Below are 21,291 nucleotides of genomic sequence, written 5' to 3' on the forward strand. Positions count from 1 at the left end.
GGTAAATCACTTATTTAATGTGATAAGATCTTTTGGAAATGTTGTTAAAATCTCAATGTCCCCATTGGCCTTTACGTACACGTCATCTTCGATTCTTACTCCGCCCAGGGAAGGAATATATATTCCAGGTTCAATAGTAAATACCATCCCTGTTTCCATTTTTTCTTGATTTTGTTCATGAATAGAGGGGGCTTCATGAACTTCCAGGCCAAGACCATGTCCCACTCGGTTATTAAAATAGTCTCCATATCCGCACGCATGGATGTGATTCCGGGCTGCTTTATCAATGTTTCCTAAAGATTGGTTGACCTCTACCGCATTGATCGCCAGTTCATTAGCTTTCAGAACTGTGTTATAAATGTTTTTCATTTCTTTGCTTTCTTCGCCAATAAAAAAGGTTCTGGAAATATCAGAACAATATCCCCCCACTTTTACTCCCATATCCACTAATAACGGGCAGCCCCTTTGTATTGGATTATCACCAGGAGTACCATGCGGGAGGGAGGAATTTGAACCAGCGAGTACAATGGTTGAAAAAGCAGGGGCCTCTGCTCCTTTCAATCGCATCAAATATTCAAACTCTGCCACGAGCTCATTTTCTGTCATGCCTATTGATACTTTTTTAAGACCCTCTTCTAATACGTTTTCAATCACTTTAATAGCCTGTTTTACTTGCTTTATTTCTGAATCAGATTTTCGAAGGCGCAATGAGGTTAATATCTTTTCAATATTTATGAATTGGCCATGTGGATAAATTTTTATTAAATTCTCATATCGTTCCACATTTAATTCTTTTTTTTCAATTCCAATTTGATTTGCAAAAGTTTGGTTATTTTGTTCGATAACGGAAAAAGGAGATTCGTCGTCAGAAATAGGAATAATGGAATGGATTGTTTCATTTTCTCGTGCGGCTTCAAAATCTAAGGATGGGACATACAATGAATCCTCCTCAGAAGTTCGATCAATCACTAATGCCAGCAAACGTTCATGGGGCTCTGAGTAGAAACCTGTAAGGTAATAAATGTTGACTGGTGAAGTTATAAAGCTTAGATTCACATTATTTTCATCTAATTTTTGTTTCAACTGAGCTAATCTCGATTCATATTCTGAAACCATCATTTAACACCTCTTTTATTTATGCAGGCTGATGTAAATATAGTTAAACGTGTAGGGAACTTACTCAAAAATATTACACTTGAGCTACATTTTTTTCATTGTCATAATTTTCGGAATCAGAATCATCTGCTGTGTACCAGATGAATTTACCTGTAAAACCATAGATAAGCGTGATGATGATGACGAGGAAGTGAAACCATAAAAAGGGGAGATAAGCCATGGTGGATACTCCCAGCGTGGTGGCCATGAATACACCGCCGTCCGACCAGGGGACCATTGGTGTCGTGATCGTTCCGCCGGCTTCCGTATTTCTTGACAGTACCCGCCGGTCAATATTCAGGCGGTCGTAGTTTTCTTCTGTGATTTTGCTCCCGGTAATAACGGATACATACGCGGCCCCGCCGAAAAAGTTCCCGAAAAAGGCAGCAATTATAGTAGATAGTGTAACTTTGCCGGCGTTATCTGCCCAGTTCAGCAGTGTCGTGCAAATCACCTGCAAAATTCCTGTCACTTCCATTAATCCGCCCAGCCCAAGGGCCAGCAGTATCAGAAGGATGACCTCAAGCATCGATACCATTCCGCCGGTGTTCAACAGCGTATCCATAAATTCTACCCCGGAATCGATGGAATAGCCGGCATAAGAAGTTTGAATCGCATCAAGAAATGGCAGCCCCTGAAAGGCAAACCCCCAGACTGCCCCCAACAATGCTCCAAACGTGATAGTGGGGATAGACGGTTGTTTCATGGCGAGCAGCACAATAACGATCACAGGAGGGATGAGCATATACCAGGCAATGTTAAACTGCTCCCGCAGCGCTGCCATCGCTGTTTCGGCCTGGGTAAGGTCAACATTGGCTCCTACATAGAAGAAACCCACCAGTAAAAATAACAGACAAGCTATGATGAAAGCAGGAGTACTCACCCGGAGCATGGATTTAATGTGTTCAATAATATTTACTTTGGTTAACGAAGAGGTCATCACCGTCGTATCGGATAACGGAGACAATTTATCTCCGACGTAGGCACCGGAAATAACAGCCCCGGCGACCAGCGGCAGTGGAATACCAAATCCCTGTCCTATTCCGATCATGGCAATCCCGGCTGTTCCTACAGTACCAAAAGAGGTGCCGGTCGCTAAGGAGGTCAAAGTACATATAAGCACGGTGGCGAATAAAAATATGCTCGGGTTTATAACTGCCAGACCGTAATAGATAATGCTTGGGACGATGCCGCCGGCGACCCAGGTTCCGATAAGAGCTCCGACGGTAATCAATATCAGGACAGCTTCCATTCCGTTGGAAATCCCCTGCAGCAGGCCTTCCTGGAGTTTTTTATAATGAAAACCAAGCCATATCCCAAGTCCGATCACCATAAACCACGACGTGAAGAGGGCCAGTTGAATCGGCAGTTCCAATATATTAATGAAACTGAACATAATAATAATAAAGAGAATAAGAACCCCAACCACTTCTGCGGCTGTCGGGAGACGAGGATCTTTTGTCATAAAATAACCACCCTTTTTAATATTTAAAATTTTTAATGTTCTTCCATTTCCGGGATCAACAGAAATCCTTCCTCCAGTGGATCTTTTGGATCGATAAAAAACTGGTGCATGCCGGTGATCCAGGCTGATCCGGTGATCCTGGTTTCAACAGCTGTCCCTGTTTCCATCTGAATTTCATCTGTGACTTCTCCTTGAAACACACTTCCTACAATGCTTTCATGTCCAAATCGTTCGTTTTTTTCTATTTCTTTTTTTGCATACAATGCTGCCAGCTTTGCGGAGGTTCCGGTACCGCACGGCGAACGGTCTATTCCACCGGGAGGGACAACGACCGTGTTTTTAATAGAAGCCTCAGGGGCTTCTGCCTGGCTGAAAAATTCAATGTGGGTCAACCCTTTGATAAAGGGTTTTTCTGGATGTTGGATCGTGTGATTTTCGTTTATTTTCTCTCGCAGGCTGACTGCTTTCTTTATGATGCGCGGAGCATTTTCCGGGTGAAGCTCCAGACCCAACGGCCGGGCATCGATAATGCCGTAAAAGTTTCCCCCGTAGGCAATATCGCAGGAAACCGTCGTATCCGCCGCTTCGTCTTCGATCTGGATGGTTTGAAGAAAGAAAGAAGGAACATTGGTAAAGGAGACCTCCTGGGCGCGTCCGTTTTCCACCTGTATGTCTACCTTCACCAGTCCGGCGGGGGTTTCCAGCGTCAGGGTGGTGATAGGTTCCACGGCCTCGATTTTTCCGGATTCTATTAATGCGGTACAGAATCCAATGGTATCGTGCCCGCACATTGGGAGGTATCCGCCGGTTTCTATATAGATGACTCCTACATCAGCATCAGGGTGGCAGGCTTCGAGCAGCACGGCCCCGGACATGACATCGTGGCCTCTCGGCTCAAACATTAATAGCTTACGGATCCAGTCATGATTCTTTTTCATATCGAGCATTTTTTCTTCGATCGTAGTCCCCTGTAATAATGGAATGCCGCTGACAATAGTCCTTGTTGGATTCCCCCCGGTATGCGTATCGATCGTGTGAAATATATGCCTGGTGTTCATGGATGGACCTCCTTTTGTTGAAATCGCTGCAGGGATAATGGGGTAGTGGGAATGATGGTTTCCGGTGCCTCCTCTATCAATTCCTGAATCAGTTTTCCGGTTACAGCAGCCAGGCTGATGCCATCCCCTTCATGTCCCGCTGCCACATAAAACCCTGGATAGTCCACTGCTTCAGAGACGATAGGCAGATGATCGGGGGTCCAGGGGCGCAAACCTGCATAACTTCGAATCATGAGCATGTCTTTCAATTCTGGATAAAAACGGGCCGCGCGCCTGGCGATATTTTGAACCACCCTGAAATTAACTTTTGTATCAAATCCATTGAATTCCCGGCTGCTGCCGATAAGAAAATTCTGGCTCACCGTGGGTTCGAATACAAGGGCGGCGCCATTCCTGTCTGTTTCTTCATCTACTGTGCGTTCCCCTCCGAATTTTGAAATTAAATACCCGAACTCCATTACTTTCCGCATCCCGACCGGCATTTCGCGGGACGCGACAATAATATGTCCCTTTCTGGGATGAATGGGAATATCCATTGTCTCATCCAGCAAGTTACCGATGAAGGGCGCCCATACTCCTGCGGCATTGACGACTTTATCGGCGTATATCCGCCCCCTGCCGGTTTCTACCTTATACTGATATTCCTCCTGCAGGAAGGTGAGATTTGTCACTTCGGTATGAGCATGAAAAACAGCTCCATGCTTTTCGGCACCATGAATGAGGGAATAGGTCATCAAATAAGGGTTGACGGTGGCGTCACTTTCACATTCCAATCCTCCCGGGAGATCATCCGCAAAATACTTTGATTCCTGCTTCAGATCCTGCCGATCCAGCATTCGGAAAGGAAGCCCCTCCCGTTTCTGCTGGGTCACCCATTTTTGCGCGGCTTCCATTTCTTCCTCTGTTTCACAAACTAAAATACTGCCCGGATTTCTGTATTCAAAGGGGATTGTTAGTTCTTCCTGCAGCTCATGAACCAGTTGCTGGCTGACCAGGGACATTTTGCTGTCAAACCCTGGGTCTTTATCGATGGCAAGGATATTACCGTCACATTTAGATGAGGTGCCTGCGGCAAATTCTCCTTTGTCTATCAACATGACATCATGACCGGTTTTCGCTGTGTAGTAAGCTATCGCACTGCCAATTATCCCTCCTCCAATAATCAGAACTTCGCAACTTGTTTTCATAGGAACCCCCTTTCTGCTTCTTTCCTTCTTAAATGCAAACAATATGCCAACCATGGAAAACGTACTCATCTTCAAAAGCAGAAGTAAAAACTGTCAAGAAGTTTAGAAAGTGAGTCTAAAAATTTAGACAATTGGAAGAGGAGACAGCGGGGAACCCGTTTAAAATGTTGGCTGGATTTTTGCATATATAAAGAAGGAAAGGAGGAACTCATTATGATGGATCGAGAGACGATCATTTGCCGATGTGAAGAAGTAACCTATGAAGAATTAATAACTACAGCAGACTCCTACCACTGTTCGGCACGGGAATTAAAACTTCGGACACGTGCTGGAATGGGAATATGCGGCGGAAGAACCTGTCGTTTTTTAATAGAAGATGCAGCAGAGGAAAGCAAAGAGAAAGTTTATGAAAATATTCCGTTAAAATATCAGCCTCCGGTACGCCCTATGAGGTTTGATGAAGGAGGAAAAAATAAATGAATAGAATTACCGATCATCCTGTGTTAGGCCGAACGGAGAAAAAATGTATCGAGTTTTTCCTGGACGATACAAAAATGACAGCACGAAGCGGGGAAACGATTGCGGCTGCCTTGCTTGCCAATAACATACGGACCTTAAGATATCATGAAGCTTCGGGATCACCTCGGGGGATTTACTGTAACATCGGCCACTGTTTTGAATGCAGGGTCGAGGTGGACGGAAAGACCGGAGTGCGGGCATGTATGACCGAAGTCTGCAGCGGGATGCGGGTATACCGGCAGCAGCAGCTTCCCCGCCCTTTTCAGGAAGGGGGGAGGGAAAGATGAACGAAGCGGAAGTCGTTATTATCGGCGCAGGGCCTGCCGGTTTAAGCGCGGCAATTCAATCAGCCCGCTGCGGTTTGCGTGTGACAGTATTGGATGAATTCATGAAACCGGGAGGACGCCTGCTTGGCCAGCTGCATGAAGAGAAGAAAGGAGTATGGTGGAACGGGATTGAGGAAGCTGATCGATTATATGAGGACGCGGTAAACAGCGGGGTCCATATACGTTTAGGAACAACCGTTTATCATATCGAAAAGGAAAACCGGTGGGTGACAGAAACATCGGAAGGAACCTGGGAATCACGCTGCTTACTGCTTGCTGCCGGCGCGGCTGAAACACCGCTTCCGATAAGCGGATGGACTCTGCCGGGCGTCATGTCTATTGGAGCTGCGCAGGTCATGACGAATGTGCACCGGGTGACACCGGGCAATAAAGGAATCATTATAGGGATTAATCCGTTGACGATGGCAATCGCAAGAGAACTGCAGCTCGCCGGCGTGGAGATAGAAGGTATTTATATTCCTCCCTATGAAAAGAAGTTCCGGCAGATGGAAACTCCTGAACAGATACTCGCCGGTATGCAGCGCATGGCCCATTTGGCTCCTTCCTTTCTCCTGAGGGTGGGAAGCAGATTTCTGGTGAACCAATGGACGAGGCAGAAAGCTATTCAATTTTATCCCAAAAAAGGGTTGTCTGTCTGGGGCATTCCCATTCATTTTGATAAAACGGTCACAAAGATTATTGGGGAGAACGAGGTGAAGGGCGGATTTATTTCGTCCATCAACGCGGAAGGAATTATTAAGGAAGAGGAGCAGTACAGGAAAGAGGTGGATTTTGTCTGTATTTCCGGCGGATTATATCCCCTGGTGGAACTGGCAGCGGTGGCAGGCTGTCCGTTTTATCTTATTCCGGAACTGGGCGGACATATCCCGCTTCACAACCAAACGATGCATACGCCGGTGGAGGGATTGTTTGTTGCAGGAAATATTACCGGGATTGAATCGGCGAAAATAGCGATGGTCCAAGGGGAAACGGCTGGCTTATCAATGGGGAAAGCTGTAAACGGTACTTCCAGGGACATAGAGGAGAAACTGCACCAGAGTGTGCAAAATGAAAAACGGATCAGGGCGGAAGCGCTCATTCAGTTTCACCCGGAGGTTAAAAAGGGAAGAGAAAAAATGCACGAGCTGTGGCAGAATTATGTCAAAGAATCAGCAGCGGCAAAGGAATAGATAAAAAGGGCAGTCCCTGCAAGACAGGGGCTGCCCTTTTTTACAGCTGCCATCCGTAGTTGACAGCGCAGGTCTTGGTTTCACTGTAGAAAGACAGGGCCGCCTGTCCCTGTTCTCTCGTATGGGAACTGGATTCTTTCATGCCTCCAAAAGGAGCCTGATATTCGACACCGGCGGTTTCCTGGTTGACCCGCACCATACCGGCATTTGTTTCCTCGAGGAAGCGGTGGGCTTCTGATAGATTGTTGGTGAAAACAGAAGCGCTTAAACCAAATACTGTATCATTGCTAAGGGAAATGGCCTCGTGGGTATCCGACGCCGAAACAAGCACGATAATAGGACCAAATGTTTCCTCCCGCCAGAGCTCATGACTGGTGTCGATGGCTTCTACAATAAGCGGAGAAATAAAGTAGCCGTGCTGGCTTGGAATATCTGCTTCTGCGATCACGTTTCCATCTTTTTTGGCGAGCGCGTGGTAATGCCTGACCTTTTCAAACTGTTCCTTTGAAGCCACAGGGCCGGAATAGGCTTCTTCCTCTCGGGCTGGTTTAACCTGCACATGCTGCATTTCCTGAAGCAGAGCTTCTTTCAGTTTTTCTTTTACACCCTCTTCCACAATGACCCGGCTGGTGGCGGTACATTTCTGCCCGGCAGAACGGAAGGCGCCACTGAGAAGGGCTGCAGCTGTTTTTTTCATATCTGCATCTTTTAATACAATCGCTGGATTTTTCCCGCCCATTTCTGTTTGATACTTAATATTGCGTGCTGCGCACGTTTTCGCTGCCTTTCTGCCAACCTCGGTAGAGCCGGTGAAGCTGAGGGCATCTATGGAGGCCTCCTCCAGGAGGTGCTGCCCAACTTCCCGGCCTCGGCCGATAAGGAGATTAATCAGACCATCCGGCACTCCGGCTTCTTTAAACACTTCCATCATTTTATATGCAGTTAATGATGCGTTTTCTGCCGGCTTCCAGATTACAGCGTTCCCACAAATCAAGGCCGGGGCTATTTTCCATACAGGGATCGCTGCCGGGAAGTTCCATGGGGTAATCACGCCGACAACACCCAGTGGGACACGTTTTGCATATTGGAGCACGTGCGGGGCGCTGGATGGTATCGTATCTCCATCGGGACGGACACCTTCCGCCGCGTAATATTTGAAAAGTTGAACAGCCCGCTGTACCTCTCCTTTCATTTCCGTGATCGGCTTTCCCATTTCGTCACTTCCGGCTGCAGCGATTTCCGCGGCATGGGTACTGATGGCATCCGCCAGTTGATAGAGCAGCTGGCTTTTTTGCGCGCCAGTTTTTGCGCCCCATTCTTTCTGGGCAGAAACGGCAGCCTGTTCCGCCTTCCTTACTGATTCTTTTGGACTGTACATGATGGTTCCTACTTGGCTGGTGAGATCGGACGGGTTCCATACTTGTTTTTCACCAACGGTTTCCTGCATTTCTTTTCCGTTTATTATACTGACGGCTGTAATCATTAAGAAACCTCCTTACTGAGAGATGGTTGTTCCTTTTGCATAATGGAAATCTGCTTTGATGGAGGCATAGTAGTCATCCGGGAGCGGCAGACGCGGCGGGCGTGTCGGGCCGCAGTCCTGTCCGGCAAGTTTTGCCATGTATTTGATGGACTGAACGAGCTGCGGATTGGCATCATAATGAAACAACGGCAATAATTTTCGATACAGAGCCAGCCCTTTTTCGATTTCCCCTTTTCTGCCATAGTGGAATAGCTCGCAGCCTTCCACTGGCAGGGCATTGGGGACGCCTGAAATCCAGCCGGTGGCTCCGGATAACGCTCCTTCAAAGGCTAAATCATCTACGCCGATCATTACCTCCAGATTTGTTTTTTCTAAGATGTCGTGCACGCGCCGGACGTCACCGGAAAATTCCTTAACCCCAACAATATTTTCAAATTGACCGATTTCTTTCAGCAATTCCGGTGTGAGATCTGTCGGGTAATCGTGAGGATTGTTATAGGCTATAACGGGCAGGCCGACATCAGACAGGGCTTCATAGTGAGCGAGTATTTCGTGTTTCATCGGGTTATAGTTGATGGGCGGAAGTGCCATCAGGCCGGCCGCTCCTGCATCTTTGGCGTGGCGGGCCCACTTCGTCACCTGCCTGGTTGAAGGAGCGCCGGTCCCCACCATAACAGGGACACGGCCGGCAGCAGCTTCAATTACTGTTTCAACCACCTTAACCCGTTCTGTTTCTTCGAGGGTGGCGTACTCGCCAAGTGATCCTCCCGGAATTAAACCATCCACCCCCTGATCAATTAACCATTTGCAGAATGTCTGCAGTCGTTGATAATCGACTTCTTGATTCTCGTCAAAAGGAGTAATCAAGGCAATATATACTCCGTCGAAATAAGCCATCCCTTTCTCATCCTTTCTATAATGGGTCTGCCTATTTTTAATGCAAAAATGATGCCACATCTGTAGGACAGATGCGGCTCGATCTATGTGTATTATAAATGTTCCAGATGATGCCGGTTTAATTTATTGTACAGGGTGGCCCTGGAGACCCCCAGTGTTTTCGCAGCCATGTTGCGGCTGCCCTGTTCTTTTTCGAGAGCTTTGCGGATAATCGATTTTTCATGTCGTTCCATTTCTTCCTTCAGGGACAGCAGAGGAACTGAAGGTGCTTTGCTGTTTTCTTCCATAGAAGGAGAGGTAGGTCCAGGATTCTGGTGCAGCCGGTCAGGAAGATCTCTTGGTTCGACGACTTGATTGGAGCTGAATACGACAATGTGCTCGATCACATTTTTCAGTTCTCTTATGTTACCGGGCCAGGAATATTCCATTAACAGCTGCATAGCTTCCGGGGAGATCAGTTCGATCTGCCGCTGATATTTACTGGCTATTTCATACAGGTATAAATGAGCGATGTCTACAATATCATCCCGACGTTCCCGCAGCGGCGGTATCGTTAATGGAATGGTGTTGAGCCGGTAATACAGATCTTCCCGGAACCTGCCATCATCCACTAACTTTTCAAGATTCTTGTTAGTGGCTGCCACAATACGGCAGTCTACTTTTAACTCTTTTGTTCCGCCTACGGGAAAATAATAATTTTCCTGCAGCACTCTTAAAAATTTCACCTGCATGTCAAACGGAAGTTCTCCGATTTCATCAAGAAACAGGGTGCCGCCTTTAGCCAGCTCAATTTTTCCCGCCTTTCCTTTATTTAAGGCACCGGAAAAAGCGCCCTTTTCATACCCAAACAGCTCACTTTCAAACAAGGTCGGGGAAATGGCCCCGCAGTTAATAGCAATAAAGGGAGCTGATTTTGGTTCCCTGATTTGGTGAACGGCCTTAGCGAATAACTCTTTCCCTACCCCCGTTTCTCCGTAAATAAGGATCGTTGCTTCCGTAGAAGATACCTTTTTAATTTTTTCTTTCACCTCATCCAGTTCCTTGCTATTGCCATTAATCATCATAAAGGGATCAGGTTCAGCGTTCAGATTCTGCATTTTCTGCTCCAAATCGCTGATTTTCTGGTTCGCCTGAAACAATTCCCGGTGAAGCTGCACATGACTGGTGACATCCACCTCAGCAGCAACCGCTCCGACGATGTCTTCATGTAAATAAATAGGTTTGGCATTGATAAGTACAAATAAATCGGGGCGGGGCTGGTGCTGAAATCGTTGATAGGATTTTCCGGAATAGAGAGAATCTCGGCATTTTAACATGGATTCCTGGAAAAATTCCGTCATCGGCTTCCCCAGAATGTCTTCTTTTTTAATGGAAAATATCTGTTCCGCCCCGGACGTCCAGACGACGGTCCGTTCGTGTTCATCAATCATTGAAATAGAGGCATCCATTGTGTCTATCATCGTATCGAAATATGCCTTCAGATAGGAGTAGGAATGGTGAAAAGCAAAGAGAGCCTGTTTGATATCCAATATTCCTTCTGTTTGGCCGAACTTATTTATTACCACAGCTTTTTCCGATGTTTTGCATACAGAAAGAAGTTCTTCTAAAGAAGCGGACGAAGTTAATACAGGCAGTTTTGTAGAAAAAGTCAAAATGATTTCCTTTGTCAGCTGTACATTTGTTGAGCCCCCGCAGAGACATACATAATAGGTTTCATTATAAAAATAAATGATTTCCCGATAATGTCCCTCACGAAAAGCAGATCGAATGTCTTCCCAAGTCGTGAAGATTTGCACGTTTTCATCAACGAGTTCCCGCAGTTCAGGAAGATGATGCCGCATAGATAGGATGCTCCTTCTGTATAAGTGTTTAGATAATTTTACAGTAGTTATAGAAAAGTGTAAAATATTTTAGAATTTTTTGTATTCCTATCAGGAATGGGGATGCTTTCACAAAGAAGTCAAAAGTCCCAGAATTGAAGAAGTGGAAAATTGGGAATACAATAGCTGCTTAAATACAGAGAAGTTCCAATGTTTTCTGACATGGATCCCAGTGATACAGGGGATGTTTTCTCATTTAAGGGGGCTGCAGCACGTGAATCGATATATCAATGAGATAAAACAACTGCTGAAAAACACTGCAGGTGTCAGGTGGAGCCGAAGACGGGCATCCCTCAGACTTGTGTTCCGGAGCTTTCTTTACGAAAAATTAGAGTAAATTAAATAATATATTTATAATCTCTTCACATTCTTTTCTTACAATGCAGGGAGATGCTAGGAAAAGGATGTGAAGGGTAATGAAAAAATCATTTTTAAGGTTTACGGCAGCAGGCAGTCTCCTGCTGACAGCCGTTTCCCCTTCCGCTGTACTTGCGGAAACGTCTTCCTTTTTTCAGTATGGAGAGGAAGAACTTAGTGTTTCACAAATCGCCCAGTATGACAGTATGGCAGGGGAGGGCGGTACAGAAATAATGGCCTATGATGCTGGATCGGAAAAAGCATTCATTACGAATGGAGCCGAAGCAGGACTTGATATTGTTTCTTTTTCTTCGTTAGGCTCCGGACAATATCAGCAGCTTGAATCAAGGAAGCGGATTCAGGTGTCGGAGTTTGGGCTAGAACAAGTCGACGATATTACGAGTGTGGCCGCTCATCCAAACGAAGACTTGATCGCCTTATCCGTGGTCAGTGCCCCGAAAACAGATCCCGGCTATGTCGTGTTTTTGACAAAGGATGGAGAATACATAAAAGCGGTGCAGGCCGGAGCGCTGCCGGATATGGTAACGTTTACTCCGGATGGCACGAAACTTCTCGCTGCGAATGAAGGAGAACCGAGTGATGATTACAGGGTGGATCCGGAAGGGTCGATTTCTATCATTGATATTATGGAGGGAAGTCCGGCGGCTGAAGCGAAAACCCTATCTTTTTCAGAGGACAAACTGGATGAAAGTGTAAGGACGAGTTCAAGAGGAACCGTGCTGCAGCAGTTGGAGCCGGAATATATCACGATAACGGAGGACAGCCGTACGGCTTATGCCGCTTTGCAGGAAAACAACGCCATCGCTGAAATCAATCTTGAAACCGAAACAATAGACAGCGTGAAAGGGCTTGGTGTGAAAGATCATTCGGTGCCCGGCAATGAGCTGGATGGGGTGGAAAACGGCAGCATGGAAATCGAAACCCTTCCGCTGCTGGGACTGTATATGCCGGACGCCATCGATACATTTACAGCAGACGGGCAGACTTATATTGTCACACCGAATGAAGGAGACGCCCGGGATTATGAGGCCTATTCGGAAGAGGTGGAAATCGGAGATATTATAGACTCGATAGACTTGAATGCCGATCATTATGAAGGATACACCCAGGAAGAGCTGGATGAGAGGATCGAAAACGGGCTTCTCGAAAAAATGGAAGATACCGAAATCACTGCAGAAAACGGAGAAGTGGATGGCACGTACGAAGCACTTTATTCTTACGGTGCCCGCAGTTTTTCCATTTTTGACGCAGAAACGATGGATCTTGTTTATGACAGCGGCTCGGAGATAGAAGAAATTACAGCGGAAGCGCTGCCGGAGCATTTTAATACCAACAACGATGAATTAGAATTTAACGGGCGCAGTGATGCGAAAGGCCCGGAACCGGAGACGACCGTGACCGGAGAGGTGGATGGAACAACCTATGCATTTACCGCGCTGGAACGCTTCAGTGCCGTGATGGTCTATGATATAACGGATCCGGCGGATGCTTCGTTTGTTACGATGATGTCAAGCCGTGATTTCTCCGAGGATATAGCCGGTGATGTGGCTCCGGAGGGATTAACCTTTATTTCTGCTTCTGACAGCTCTACGGGAGAAGCACTGCTGGCAGCGACTCACGAAATGTCCGGAACCATCGCGGTGTATGAATTGTCCGGAAAGACTGGAGAAAACGGGTCGGTCTTTCAGGATATCGACAAAGATTACTGGGCCTATCCCCATATTAAAGAACTTCAGGAAAATGGCATTGTAACCGGCCGGACGGATGGCACATTTGCTCCTTCCGAAGAGGTAACGCGGGCTCAGTTCGCGGTCATGCTCAGCCGGGCGCTCGACCTGGAACAGGATTCGGACCGGGATGGCGTTTTTGAAGACGTGCCGGAATGGGCGGCAGATGAAGTAAAGGCGGTGTATGAGGCCGGAATTGCGACCGGAAAAACAAACGGAAGATTTGTCCCGCAGGATTCCATCACCAGAGAGCAGATGGCGGCTATGCTGGTACGTGCTTACGAATACCAAACCGGGGAAACTGCAGAAGCAGCGGAGATTTCTTATAACGATAGAGACAGCATCAGCAGCTATGCTCATGATTCGGTGGAAAAAGCAGCCGGTCTCGAATGGATGACAGGCACCGGGGACGGAATGTTTCAGCCTAAAGAAGCAAGCACCCGGGCCCAGGCGGCAAAAGTAATTTCTATGTTAAAGCATGATCTGGAGGAATAACTATTTGATCTAATCCGGGCCGAGGAGGAAATCGATCGCTCCAAAGATGACACCTTCTTCTGCGGACAAGATCTCCGAACGAATTTTCAAAGGGCTGCTCCATTTGTGGAGGAGCTCCTTTTTTTCTTTTGAAATTCTTGACATAGCCGCAGGAATCGTTAAAATATGAATTGGGTTAATTAGCACTCGGACAAGCAGAGTGCTAAAAAATTGTCGGAATTTGCAAGGAGGGACTATTCTCATGACAGCAACAAAGCAATTTGAAGCGGAATCGAAACGTCTGCTCGATATTATGATTAACTCGATTTATTCGCAGAAGGAAATTTTCCTGCGGGAATTAATTTCCAATGCCAGTGATGCGATTGACAAAATGTATTATAAAGCCTTGACCGACGATTCTATCACCTTTAACCCGGATGATTTTTACATAAAGGTGAGTACGGATCAGGAGAACCGTATCCTGAAAATCGAGGATACCGGAGTGGGCATGACCCGGGAGGAACTTGAAGAAAACCTTGGAACCATTGCAAAGAGCGGATCACTCGCATTTAAAAATGAAAATGAAATTGAAGACGGGCACGACATCATCGGCCAGTTCGGTGTCGGTTTTTATTCTGCATTTATGGTAGCTGATACGGTGACGGTGTATACAAAATCGGCCGACAGCGGAGAAGCCTTTAAATGGGAATCCAACGGTGCAGAAGGATACACGATCGATCCGGCGGACAAAGGAACGCATGGGACAGAAATTTATATAAAAGTTAAAGAAAACTCGGAAGAAGAAAGCTATGATGAATTCCTGGATGACAACCGGCTTCAGTCTATTATCAAAAAATATTCCGACTACATCCGTTATCCAATTAAAATGGAAGTAACCGAGCAGCAGCCGCAGGAGGATACGGAAGAAGAAACTGTGGAAGTGACGGAAGAAAAAACGATCAACAATATGATCCCGCTCTGGAAAAAGAACAAGGACGAGCTGACTGAGGAAGATTATGAGGCCTTTTATTCCGAAAAGCATTACGGTTTTGATAAACCGCTGAAGCATATTCATCTTAATATTGACGGTCAGGTCCGCTACCAGGCGCTTCTATTTATTCCGGAACAGCCGCCGTTTGATTATTACACCCATGATTATGAAAAGGGCCTGGAGTTGTACTCCAACGGTGTGTTGATTATGGAGAAATGTGCTGATCTGCTTCCTGATTATTTCAGCTTTGTCAAAGGAATTGTGGACTCTGAAGACTTATCGCTGAATATTTCCCGGGAAATGCTGCAGCATGACCGGCAGCTCCGTCTGATTGCGAAAAATATTAAAAATAAGATTCGTAAAGAGCTGCAGGGCATGCTCAAAAACGAACGCGAAAACTATGAGAAATTCTTCCAATCTTTCGGCCGGCAGCTGAAATTCGGGGTTCAGATGGACTTCGGCAGTCATAAAGATGACTTAAAGGACCTGCTGCTTTTCTATTCCTCGAAGGAAAAGAAAATGGTCAGTCTTGCTGAATATGTGGAAAGAATGCCGGAAGATCAGCAGTATATCTATTATGCTACCGGAGATTCCATCGACCGTATCGAGAAACTGCCGCAGACCGAAATGGTCCGGGACAAAGGGTATGAAATCCTCTATTTCACAGAGGACATCGATGAATTTGCAATTAAAACAATGATGTCCTATGATGACAAGCAATTCAAGTCCGTGGCCAGTGGTGATCTTGGTATTGAAGATGAGGAAGAGGAAGAACAGGAAAAGTCCGAGCAGGAAGAAAATAAGAGTCTGTTCGAAGAAATGAAGAATCAGCTTGACGGCAAAGTGAAAGACATTCGTGCTTCTAAGCGTCTGAAAAGTCATCCCGTCTGCCTTGCCGCCGACGGAGAAGTATCCATTGAAATGGAGAAAATCCTCCAGCATGCCGGATAATCAAAACATCAAAGCCGACAAAGTACTGGAAATCAATATTAATCACGATGTCTACAGTTCTCTCAAAGAGGCGTATGATAACGACAAAGAGAAGTTGAAACTCTATACCAATCTTCTCTACAACCAGGCCCTGTTGATCGAAGGCCTGCCTGTAGAAGATCCCGTCGCCTTTACCAATGACATGTGCAAAGTAATGGATTAAAAAATAGCATCTCTAGTCTCTTTCCATACGGAAGGAGACTTTTTTTGTTCCTAAAATGAGAAGGGTGTTCTCTAAATGATAGGAATGATTGCAACCGCTTCAAAATAGAATGTCTATTAAAGATATAATCTCTTTAGTAGAGGGATGGGAGGGAGAGTTGTCATGAAAAGAGTTGGTATGTTTGCGGTGAGCGCCGTACTGCTGCTTGGCTTAACGGCCTGCGGGGAAGAGAGCAGCGGCGGAGAGAAGCAGGAGGACGGAAACGGAAGCAGTGCGGAAGGAGAGACATCCGCCGAAGCAGAATACGAAATTACCTTTGGGCATGTAGTATCACCAAATACTGCAAAAGGACAGGCGGCAGAGCATTTTGGAGAACTGTTGGAGGAAAAAACAGGCGGCCACATAGAAGTGGAAGTCCTTCCGGATTCTCAGCTGGGAAGTGACCGGGAGATTATTGAACAAATGCAGTCCGGGACCGTGGAGATGAACGCTCCATTTACGGGAGTACTTCCTTCCTTTGCCCCGGAATACCAAGTATTTGATCTGCCTTATCTATTTGAAGACAAGGATCATGCGTTTGATGCCATGCACGGAGAACTGGGAGAAAAATTAAATGGCTACATTCAGGAAGCCGGAGTGAAAGTACTGGGATACTGGGACGGGGGCTTTAAACATTTTACCAATTCCGAGCGCCCGATTGAAACACCGGACGATATGAATGGGTTAAAAATGAGAGCATCGCAGAGCCCGTTAATTTCGGCGCAGTTTGATGCCTTAAACGCCGGCGGCGTATCGATTGATTTTTCGGAATTGTACACTTCCCTGCAGCAGGGGACGGTAGATGGACAGGAAAATCCATTATCCAATATCGTGACCCAGAATTTTTACGAAGTCCAGGATTATATGACGTACAGCGGGCATGGGTACATGGGTTACGTTCTGATGATCAGTGATCAATTTTATCAAGAACTGCCCGAAGAGCTGCAGCAGGCGGTGGATGAGGCAGCGGAGGAAACAACCGAGTGGCAGTGGGAGAAAGCAGCAGAGGACGAAGAGGAATATCGCCAGGTGGTGGAAGAATCCGATATGGAAATTACGGAGTTGACAGAAGAGCAGAAACAGCAGTTTATGGAAGCGACAGAAGAAGTATATGACGTGTATAGGGAAGAAGTAGAAGATGCGGATGACATTATTGAATTAGTAGAGTAGTACGGGAAGGGCTTCACTAAGGGAAGCGGACGTCCATGCTGTCGACGGAAGAGAAGTGATGTCCGGCTTTCCCCTTCCCTATTAAAATATTCTTAAAGCCCCAGACTGACAGCTGCAGGACGTTAGCCCTTTTGAAATAGAATAGGAGCGGTCATGATGCGTACATGCAATAAGTTACTAAATCATGCAGAAGAATATTTTGGTTTTGTCACGTTACTCGGAGCCACCTTTTTAGTGTTTGTACAAGTTGTTCTTCGTTATGTCTTCAATTATTCTCTTATTTGGACCGAAGAAATGGCAAGGTATTTAATCATATGGTTTATTTTTATAGGAAGCAGTATTGCAGTAAGAGAACGAGCTCATGCGAAAGTGGACGTGCTCTTTTCCTATGTTCCTCCCCGGATCAAAAAAATGCTATCTATTTCTGCTTCCTCCATGGGTATCCTTTTTTGTGTGCTGATTACTGTCTCAGGGTGGCAGATGATAAAAAACGTGACGCAATATATGAATGTTACTCCAGCCCTCGAAATTCCTATGTATATTCCCTATCTGGCTATCCCAATCGGCGGCCTGTTGATGGGTCTACGTTTTTTGCAATTGCTGCTCGAAGATTGGAAAAAAGTCTCCTTAAGTAAGGAAGAGGGTATGGAAGGGGAGAAACGTTTATGATAACTATCTTCATCTTTCTTGTCCTGCTGCTGATAAGTACCCCGATAGCGGCAGCCCTCGGCCTTACAAGTATTTATGCGGTATTGCAGGCCGGGAATTCACTCGATAATGTAGCACGGACCATGTTTGCCGGGATTGATTCGTTTTCTCTGATGGCGATCCCTTTTTTCATCTTTGCCGGTGATTTAATGCTGGCCGGAGGAACGTCAAAGCGTTTAATTGAAATGGCAAGAAAACTGGTAGGCTGGACGACGGGAGGTCTGCCGATAGCTGGTGTTATCTCCTCGATGTTTTTTGCCGCGCTGTCCGGTTCTAGTCCTGCCACCGTGGCTGCCATAGGCGGCGTGATGATTCCATCTCTTCGCGACTCCGGGTACTCCGGCAGATTCTCGGTGGGGTTAATGTGTGCCGCAGGCTCTCTTGGTATTATCATCCCGCCGAGCATTACCCTGTTAGTGTATGGGGTCATCGCAGAAGTATCCATCAGCGAGCTATTCATGGCCGGGGTGATTCCAGGATTGTTTATCGGGCTGAGTTTGATTGTGGTCAGTTACTATATTGCGAAAAAAGAAGGCCATACGCCGGATAAAAAACCACATTTTAAAGAAGTCGCTGCTGCTGTTAAAAATGCGGTATGGGGTATTTTTATGCCTCTGATTGTTCTGGGCGGTATCTATTTTGGCATATTTACACCGACAGAAGCTGCTGTGGTCGCGATTGTTTATAGCTTATTGATTGGATTCTTTATTTATCGTGAATTAAATCTGAAAACCTTGTTCGCTGTAACCAAGCGATCGGTCGTCATCGCATCGATGGTGATGCTTGTTATCTCCAGTGCCAAAGTATTCAGCTGGTATTTAACAATGGAACAGATACCAAATCAAATAGCGTCAACGATTCTGGAAGTTGCGGAAAATCCTGTGCTTGTTATTCTATTGATCACGGCTGTTCTGCTGGTGGTGGGGATGTTTATGGATCCAAGTGCAGCCGTTTTGGTAATGGCTCCGCTGTTTCTGCCGATGGTAATGGAGATAGGAATCAGTCCAGTTCATTTTGGGATTATTATGATTGTGAACCTGGCCATAGGGATGCTGACACCACCGTTTGGCTTGAACCTATTTGTAGCTGCCGGTATCAGTGACTTGCCGCTGACCAATGTGATAAAAGGAACCTTGCCTTTTGTTCTCGTTTTGATTACAGCCCTTTTAGTCATAACGTTTGCTCCTTCATTGTCTACCTATTTACCGAGTATGATATATGACTAAGGATCCTATCATGAAACCCTTTTTAATCTTCCAGACTTAGACAGGCTGGAAGATTTTTTGTTGTGAAGTTGTAAAAGAGCAGGTCAAGTTAAGATTAATATAGGGGATCAATGTTATATGAACATTTCTTCAATTACATTCTATATCCATTGAGCAGGGTTTGTAGAGTATCCATCGATTCTTGAATGGTTTTCGGACGATTTGAACTTTCAGCAATCCAAAGTGCCGCTTCGTTCATAGCACCGGAAAGACAATGGGTCAAAGCATCAATGGAGGAGACGGGACTGATTATCCCTTCTTCTAACAAAAGCTGCAAATGTTCTTTTAACGAGTTCATCGCATATTCTTGATCCATTTTTCTAAAGGTATCCCAGCCTAACACGGCGGGTCCATCTATTAACAATATCCTCTGATTTTGTGTTTCCGAGGCGGATACAAGAAAGGCCCGGCAGCCGTTTAAGAGTTGTTCCCACAAATCATCACTTTTCATAGCTTCTATTTCTATTTGTTTTCCTATATCTTTTTGCACCTCTTCAAACACTGCCAAAAAGAGCCCTTTTTTATTCGAGAAGTGATGATAAATCACGCCCCTTGTTAATTGAGCTTCGTTTACAATTTCCTCTAATGCCACATTTGCATACCCTTTTTCCGTGAATTGTTGCCTGGATATCTCTATAACACGTTGTATTGTCTGGTTGGTTTCCGTTCTGGTTTTCTTCAAAAGTTTACTCCTTTGGTTCAATAAATTTCCAACATGGCCATAAGCTTCATGGCCTCCATGTCCTTTTTCTTGATCAATGTTCTTAATCCATGTTTCATGACGTGACTATTCATTTTTTTATGTTGGCTGCATTTTTTGATCCAATTTATTGCCACATCAGGATAGTCTTTGGTGATGTCATTGATGTGGTTAGAAACAGATTTTTGTACGTATGGGGAGGGGTCATCCAATAAATTTTCTAATAAATACAGATTGTGATGAGGATCATTATTAATAGGAGATATCCTTTTTGCCCAAGGCAGCCGTGGCCGGGTCCCTTCGCTGACCAGCCTCCTGACGTGAGCATTGGAATCTGTTATCCATTCATCAAAATACAGAAGGCATCGCTTAATGTCCAGTGATAAATAAGGCCGTATCGCGTATTCAGATGTATGGCGTTTGGTGATTTCAACCATTGCCTGCATGGACGTGTCAAAGTGATGAAGACCATATCGCTCCACAAAGAAAGCAACAGGCATGAGAAAATATCCCTTTGTAAACATTCCTTCTTCTGTTTCATTTTCCGGGCCTAATACATGTAATAAAATGGCCAAGGCTTCTTTATAGTCATGAGGAAGATGGTTTTTAAGTTCGTCTGCGAATACTTCCACCCTGGCCTTTAATTCTTTGTCCTGCACCTCTCTTGAAACATTGAAGAGGAAAGAATCTGTGGGAAAATGTGGGTCATAAGGCTTTATTAATTGAGATAAACGCACAGCTAATTGTTCATCAAAATACAATTTCAGTGGAATATATTTACCCAATGTATTCTTCCTCTCATACCCTTTCTCGGTATTGATCCGCAAACGATTCACTTGGTGGAATAACTGTGATTACATCAATCAGTACCCCGTTTGGATCACTTGTAACAAAGTGCCGCTGACCAAAAGGTTCATTACGAATATCCAGGAGTAATGGTAATTCCATTTCTTGTATGAATGTTTTGTAGAGCTGATCAACATCATCAACCTCGAAATTAAGAATCAGGCCTTGAGCATGCTTTCCAAAGCCTGCTGGTATTGTCTCATGGTTCTGGTCCAGAATTGCTAATTCGTGGTTCGACCCTTCCATTTTTAAGCTCATATACCAATCTGCTTCAAAAACAACGGAATAATCAAAATATGTCCGGTAAAAACCAGCTGTTCTCTCAACATCCTCTGTCATAATGACTGGATAAATACTATTCACTTTCATTCAGCACACCCCTTATTCATCTTTACACTACAATAACATACATACTGTATGTATGTAAATAATGTATAAATATACGCCTTTTGCTTTACCATATAAAGGAATGGAAAAGGGTTCTATAGGAGGGGGCATTAGTGATCAAAGCGCTAATCTCCTCTTCTTTTTCGTTGGACGGAGCCGTTTGCTCGACTCCAGCGGGAGAAGCGTCAGCCGAAGATCACCGGGTGGTTTTCCCGGTAGCTGAGGCGACGCCCGCGGAAAGCGAGCAAGAAAGGCGGAGTCAAACAAAAGCGCTTCTTATATTTGGGTAATCA

At 45.5% G+C, this 21,291-nt stretch carries 18 protein-coding genes and 1 pseudogene; 9 read left to right on the plus strand and 10 right to left on the minus strand.

Annotation, left to right across the window (positions count from 1 at the left end; all coding sequences use genetic code 11):
* Positions 1-6: 6 nt before the first annotated feature.
* From G475_RS0122425 to G475_RS0122440, 4 genes are all read right to left on the minus strand, one after another.
* The gene (locus G475_RS0122425; RefSeq protein ID WP_233275833.1) at positions 7-1,119 is read right to left on the minus strand and encodes a M24 family metallopeptidase; all 1,113 of its coding nucleotides are present in this window, start codon (positions 1,117-1,119) and stop codon (positions 7-9) included.
* A gap of 70 nt (positions 1,120-1,189) precedes the next feature.
* Complete coding sequence (nhaC, locus tag G475_RS0122430) at positions 1,190-2,620, minus strand: Na+/H+ antiporter NhaC (protein WP_026703164.1); 1,431 nt, start codon at positions 2,618-2,620, stop codon at positions 1,190-1,192.
* Between the two features lie 32 nt (positions 2,621-2,652).
* Positions 2,653-3,678 carry a proline racemase family protein gene (locus G475_RS0122435; protein WP_026703165.1) on the minus strand — a complete coding sequence of 342 codons (1,026 nt, stop codon included), beginning with the start codon at positions 3,676-3,678 and terminating at the stop codon, positions 2,653-2,655.
* Positions 3,675-4,865, minus strand: coding sequence for an NAD(P)/FAD-dependent oxidoreductase (locus G475_RS0122440; RefSeq protein WP_026703166.1), 1,191 nt, complete (start codon positions 4,863-4,865; stop codon positions 3,675-3,677). Before G475_RS0122440 ends, G475_RS0122435 begins: the two co-directional genes overlap by 4 nt.
* 213 nt (positions 4,866-5,078) lie before the next feature.
* Here G475_RS0122440 and G475_RS0122445 point away from each other — a divergent pair, with 213 nt between their 5' ends.
* The 3 genes from G475_RS0122445 to G475_RS0122455 are packed head-to-tail and all read left to right on the plus strand — an operon-like array spanning position 5,079 to position 6,900.
* Positions 5,079-5,345 (plus strand): (2Fe-2S)-binding protein, encoded by a 267-nt coding sequence (locus G475_RS0122445; protein WP_026703167.1) that lies wholly within the window; start codon positions 5,079-5,081, stop codon positions 5,343-5,345.
* Positions 5,342-5,671: a (2Fe-2S)-binding protein gene (locus G475_RS0122450; protein WP_026703168.1), complete on the plus strand. Its 330-nt coding sequence runs from the start codon at positions 5,342-5,344 to the stop codon at positions 5,669-5,671. Before G475_RS0122445 ends, G475_RS0122450 begins: the two co-directional genes overlap by 4 nt.
* Complete coding sequence (locus G475_RS0122455; RefSeq protein WP_026703169.1) at positions 5,668-6,900, plus strand: NAD(P)/FAD-dependent oxidoreductase; 1,233 nt, start codon at positions 5,668-5,670, stop codon at positions 6,898-6,900. The genes G475_RS0122450 and G475_RS0122455 overlap by 4 nt, the downstream gene beginning before the upstream one ends.
* A 40-nt stretch (positions 6,901-6,940) precedes the next feature.
* Here the strand turns inward: G475_RS0122455 and G475_RS0122460 are convergent, their stop codons facing one another.
* The 3 genes from G475_RS0122460 to G475_RS0122470 form a co-directional block, all read right to left on the minus strand.
* The gene (locus G475_RS0122460; protein ID WP_156911864.1) at positions 6,941-8,383 is read right to left on the minus strand and encodes an aldehyde dehydrogenase family protein; all 1,443 of its coding nucleotides are present in this window, start codon (positions 8,381-8,383) and stop codon (positions 6,941-6,943) included.
* Between the two features lie 12 nt (positions 8,384-8,395).
* Positions 8,396-9,280 (minus strand): dihydrodipicolinate synthase family protein, encoded by an 885-nt coding sequence (locus tag G475_RS0122465; RefSeq protein WP_026703171.1) that lies wholly within the window; start codon positions 9,278-9,280, stop codon positions 8,396-8,398.
* 92 nt (positions 9,281-9,372) lie between these two features.
* Entirely contained in the window at positions 9,373-11,121 is a 1,749-nt protein-coding gene (locus G475_RS0122470; protein WP_026703172.1) for a sigma-54 interaction domain-containing protein, read from the minus strand.
* A 455-nt stretch (positions 11,122-11,576) separates the two neighbouring features.
* Between G475_RS0122470 and G475_RS26095 the strand changes: the two genes are divergently transcribed.
* From G475_RS26095 to G475_RS0122500, 5 genes and pseudogenes are all read left to right on the plus strand, one after another.
* Positions 11,577-13,760, plus strand: coding sequence for a choice-of-anchor I family protein (locus G475_RS26095; protein WP_051302835.1), 2,184 nt, complete (start codon positions 11,577-11,579; stop codon positions 13,758-13,760).
* Positions 13,761-14,001: 241 nt separating this feature from the next.
* Positions 14,002-15,883, plus strand: a pseudogene (gene htpG, locus G475_RS26100) (molecular chaperone HtpG).
* A 162-nt stretch (positions 15,884-16,045) separates the two neighbouring features.
* The gene (locus G475_RS0122490; RefSeq protein ID WP_026703173.1) at positions 16,046-17,092 is read left to right on the plus strand and encodes a TRAP transporter substrate-binding protein; all 1,047 of its coding nucleotides are present in this window, start codon (positions 16,046-16,048) and stop codon (positions 17,090-17,092) included.
* 156 nt (positions 17,093-17,248) lie between these two features.
* Positions 17,249-17,761, plus strand: a complete 513-nt coding sequence (locus tag G475_RS26105) for a TRAP transporter small permease (protein WP_035712530.1) — start codon at positions 17,249-17,251, stop codon at positions 17,759-17,761.
* Complete coding sequence (locus G475_RS0122500; protein WP_026703174.1) at positions 17,758-19,026, plus strand: TRAP transporter large permease; 1,269 nt, start codon at positions 17,758-17,760, stop codon at positions 19,024-19,026. Before G475_RS26105 ends, G475_RS0122500 begins: the two co-directional genes overlap by 4 nt.
* Positions 19,027-19,159: 133 nt before the next feature.
* Here the strand turns inward: G475_RS0122500 and G475_RS0122505 are convergent, their stop codons facing one another.
* Genes G475_RS0122505 through G475_RS0122515 form a run of 3 tightly spaced genes read right to left on the minus strand, consistent with a single transcriptional unit; the run spans position 19,160 to position 20,980 of the window.
* Positions 19,160-19,747 (minus strand): TetR/AcrR family transcriptional regulator, encoded by a 588-nt coding sequence (locus tag G475_RS0122505; protein ID WP_026703175.1) that lies wholly within the window; start codon positions 19,745-19,747, stop codon positions 19,160-19,162.
* A 17-nt stretch (positions 19,748-19,764) separates the two neighbouring features.
* The gene (locus tag G475_RS0122510) at positions 19,765-20,550 is read right to left on the minus strand and encodes a DNA alkylation repair protein (RefSeq protein WP_026703176.1); all 786 of its coding nucleotides are present in this window, start codon (positions 20,548-20,550) and stop codon (positions 19,765-19,767) included.
* Positions 20,551-20,563: 13 nt separating this feature from the next.
* A complete protein-coding gene (locus G475_RS0122515; protein ID WP_026703177.1) occupies positions 20,564-20,980 on the minus strand; it encodes a VOC family protein in 417 nt (138 codons plus the stop codon).
* 131 nt (positions 20,981-21,111) lie between these two features.
* Between G475_RS0122515 and G475_RS27455 the strand changes: the two genes are divergently transcribed.
* Entirely contained in the window at positions 21,112-21,288 is a 177-nt protein-coding gene (locus tag G475_RS27455; RefSeq protein ID WP_156911866.1) for a hypothetical protein, read from the plus strand.
* Positions 21,289-21,291 lie beyond the last annotated feature (3 nt).

This window comes from Salibacterium aidingense DSM 18341, from assembly GCF_000429685.1.
In the GTDB taxonomy this organism is placed as follows: domain Bacteria; phylum Bacillota; class Bacilli; order Bacillales; family Marinococcaceae; genus Salibacterium; species Salibacterium aidingense.

Bases quoted from the DNA above. Each gene is read 5' to 3' on its own strand.
- G475_RS0122425 (WP_233275833.1), bottom strand. From the start codon at position 1,119: ATGATGGTTTCAGAATATGAATCGAGATTAGCTCAGTTGAAACAAAAA.
- nhaC (WP_026703164.1), bottom strand. From the start codon at position 2,620: ATGACAAAAGATCCTCGTCTCCCGACAGCCGCAGAAGTGGTTGGGGTT.
- G475_RS0122435 (WP_026703165.1), bottom strand. From the start codon at position 3,678: ATGAACACCAGGCATATATTTCACACGATCGATACGCATACCGGGGGG.
- G475_RS0122440 (WP_026703166.1), bottom strand. From the start codon at position 4,865: ATGAAAACAAGTTGCGAAGTTCTGATTATTGGAGGAGGGATAATTGGC.
- G475_RS0122445 (WP_026703167.1), top strand. From the start codon at position 5,079: ATGATGGATCGAGAGACGATCATTTGCCGATGTGAAGAAGTAACCTAT.
- G475_RS0122450 (WP_026703168.1), top strand. From the start codon at position 5,342: ATGAATAGAATTACCGATCATCCTGTGTTAGGCCGAACGGAGAAAAAA.
- G475_RS0122455 (WP_026703169.1), top strand. From the start codon at position 5,668: ATGAACGAAGCGGAAGTCGTTATTATCGGCGCAGGGCCTGCCGGTTTA.
- G475_RS0122460 (WP_156911864.1), bottom strand. From the start codon at position 8,383: ATGATTACAGCCGTCAGTATAATAAACGGAAAAGAAATGCAGGAAACC.
- G475_RS0122465 (WP_026703171.1), bottom strand. From the start codon at position 9,280: ATGGCTTATTTCGACGGAGTATATATTGCCTTGATTACTCCTTTTGAC.
- G475_RS0122470 (WP_026703172.1), bottom strand. From the start codon at position 11,121: ATGCGGCATCATCTTCCTGAACTGCGGGAACTCGTTGATGAAAACGTG.
- G475_RS26095 (WP_051302835.1), top strand. From the start codon at position 11,577: ATGAAAAAATCATTTTTAAGGTTTACGGCAGCAGGCAGTCTCCTGCTG.
- G475_RS0122490 (WP_026703173.1), top strand. From the start codon at position 16,046: ATGAAAAGAGTTGGTATGTTTGCGGTGAGCGCCGTACTGCTGCTTGGC.
- G475_RS26105 (WP_035712530.1), top strand. From the start codon at position 17,249: ATGCGTACATGCAATAAGTTACTAAATCATGCAGAAGAATATTTTGGT.
- G475_RS0122500 (WP_026703174.1), top strand. From the start codon at position 17,758: ATGATAACTATCTTCATCTTTCTTGTCCTGCTGCTGATAAGTACCCCG.
- G475_RS0122515 (WP_026703177.1), bottom strand. From the start codon at position 20,980: ATGAAAGTGAATAGTATTTATCCAGTCATTATGACAGAGGATGTTGAG.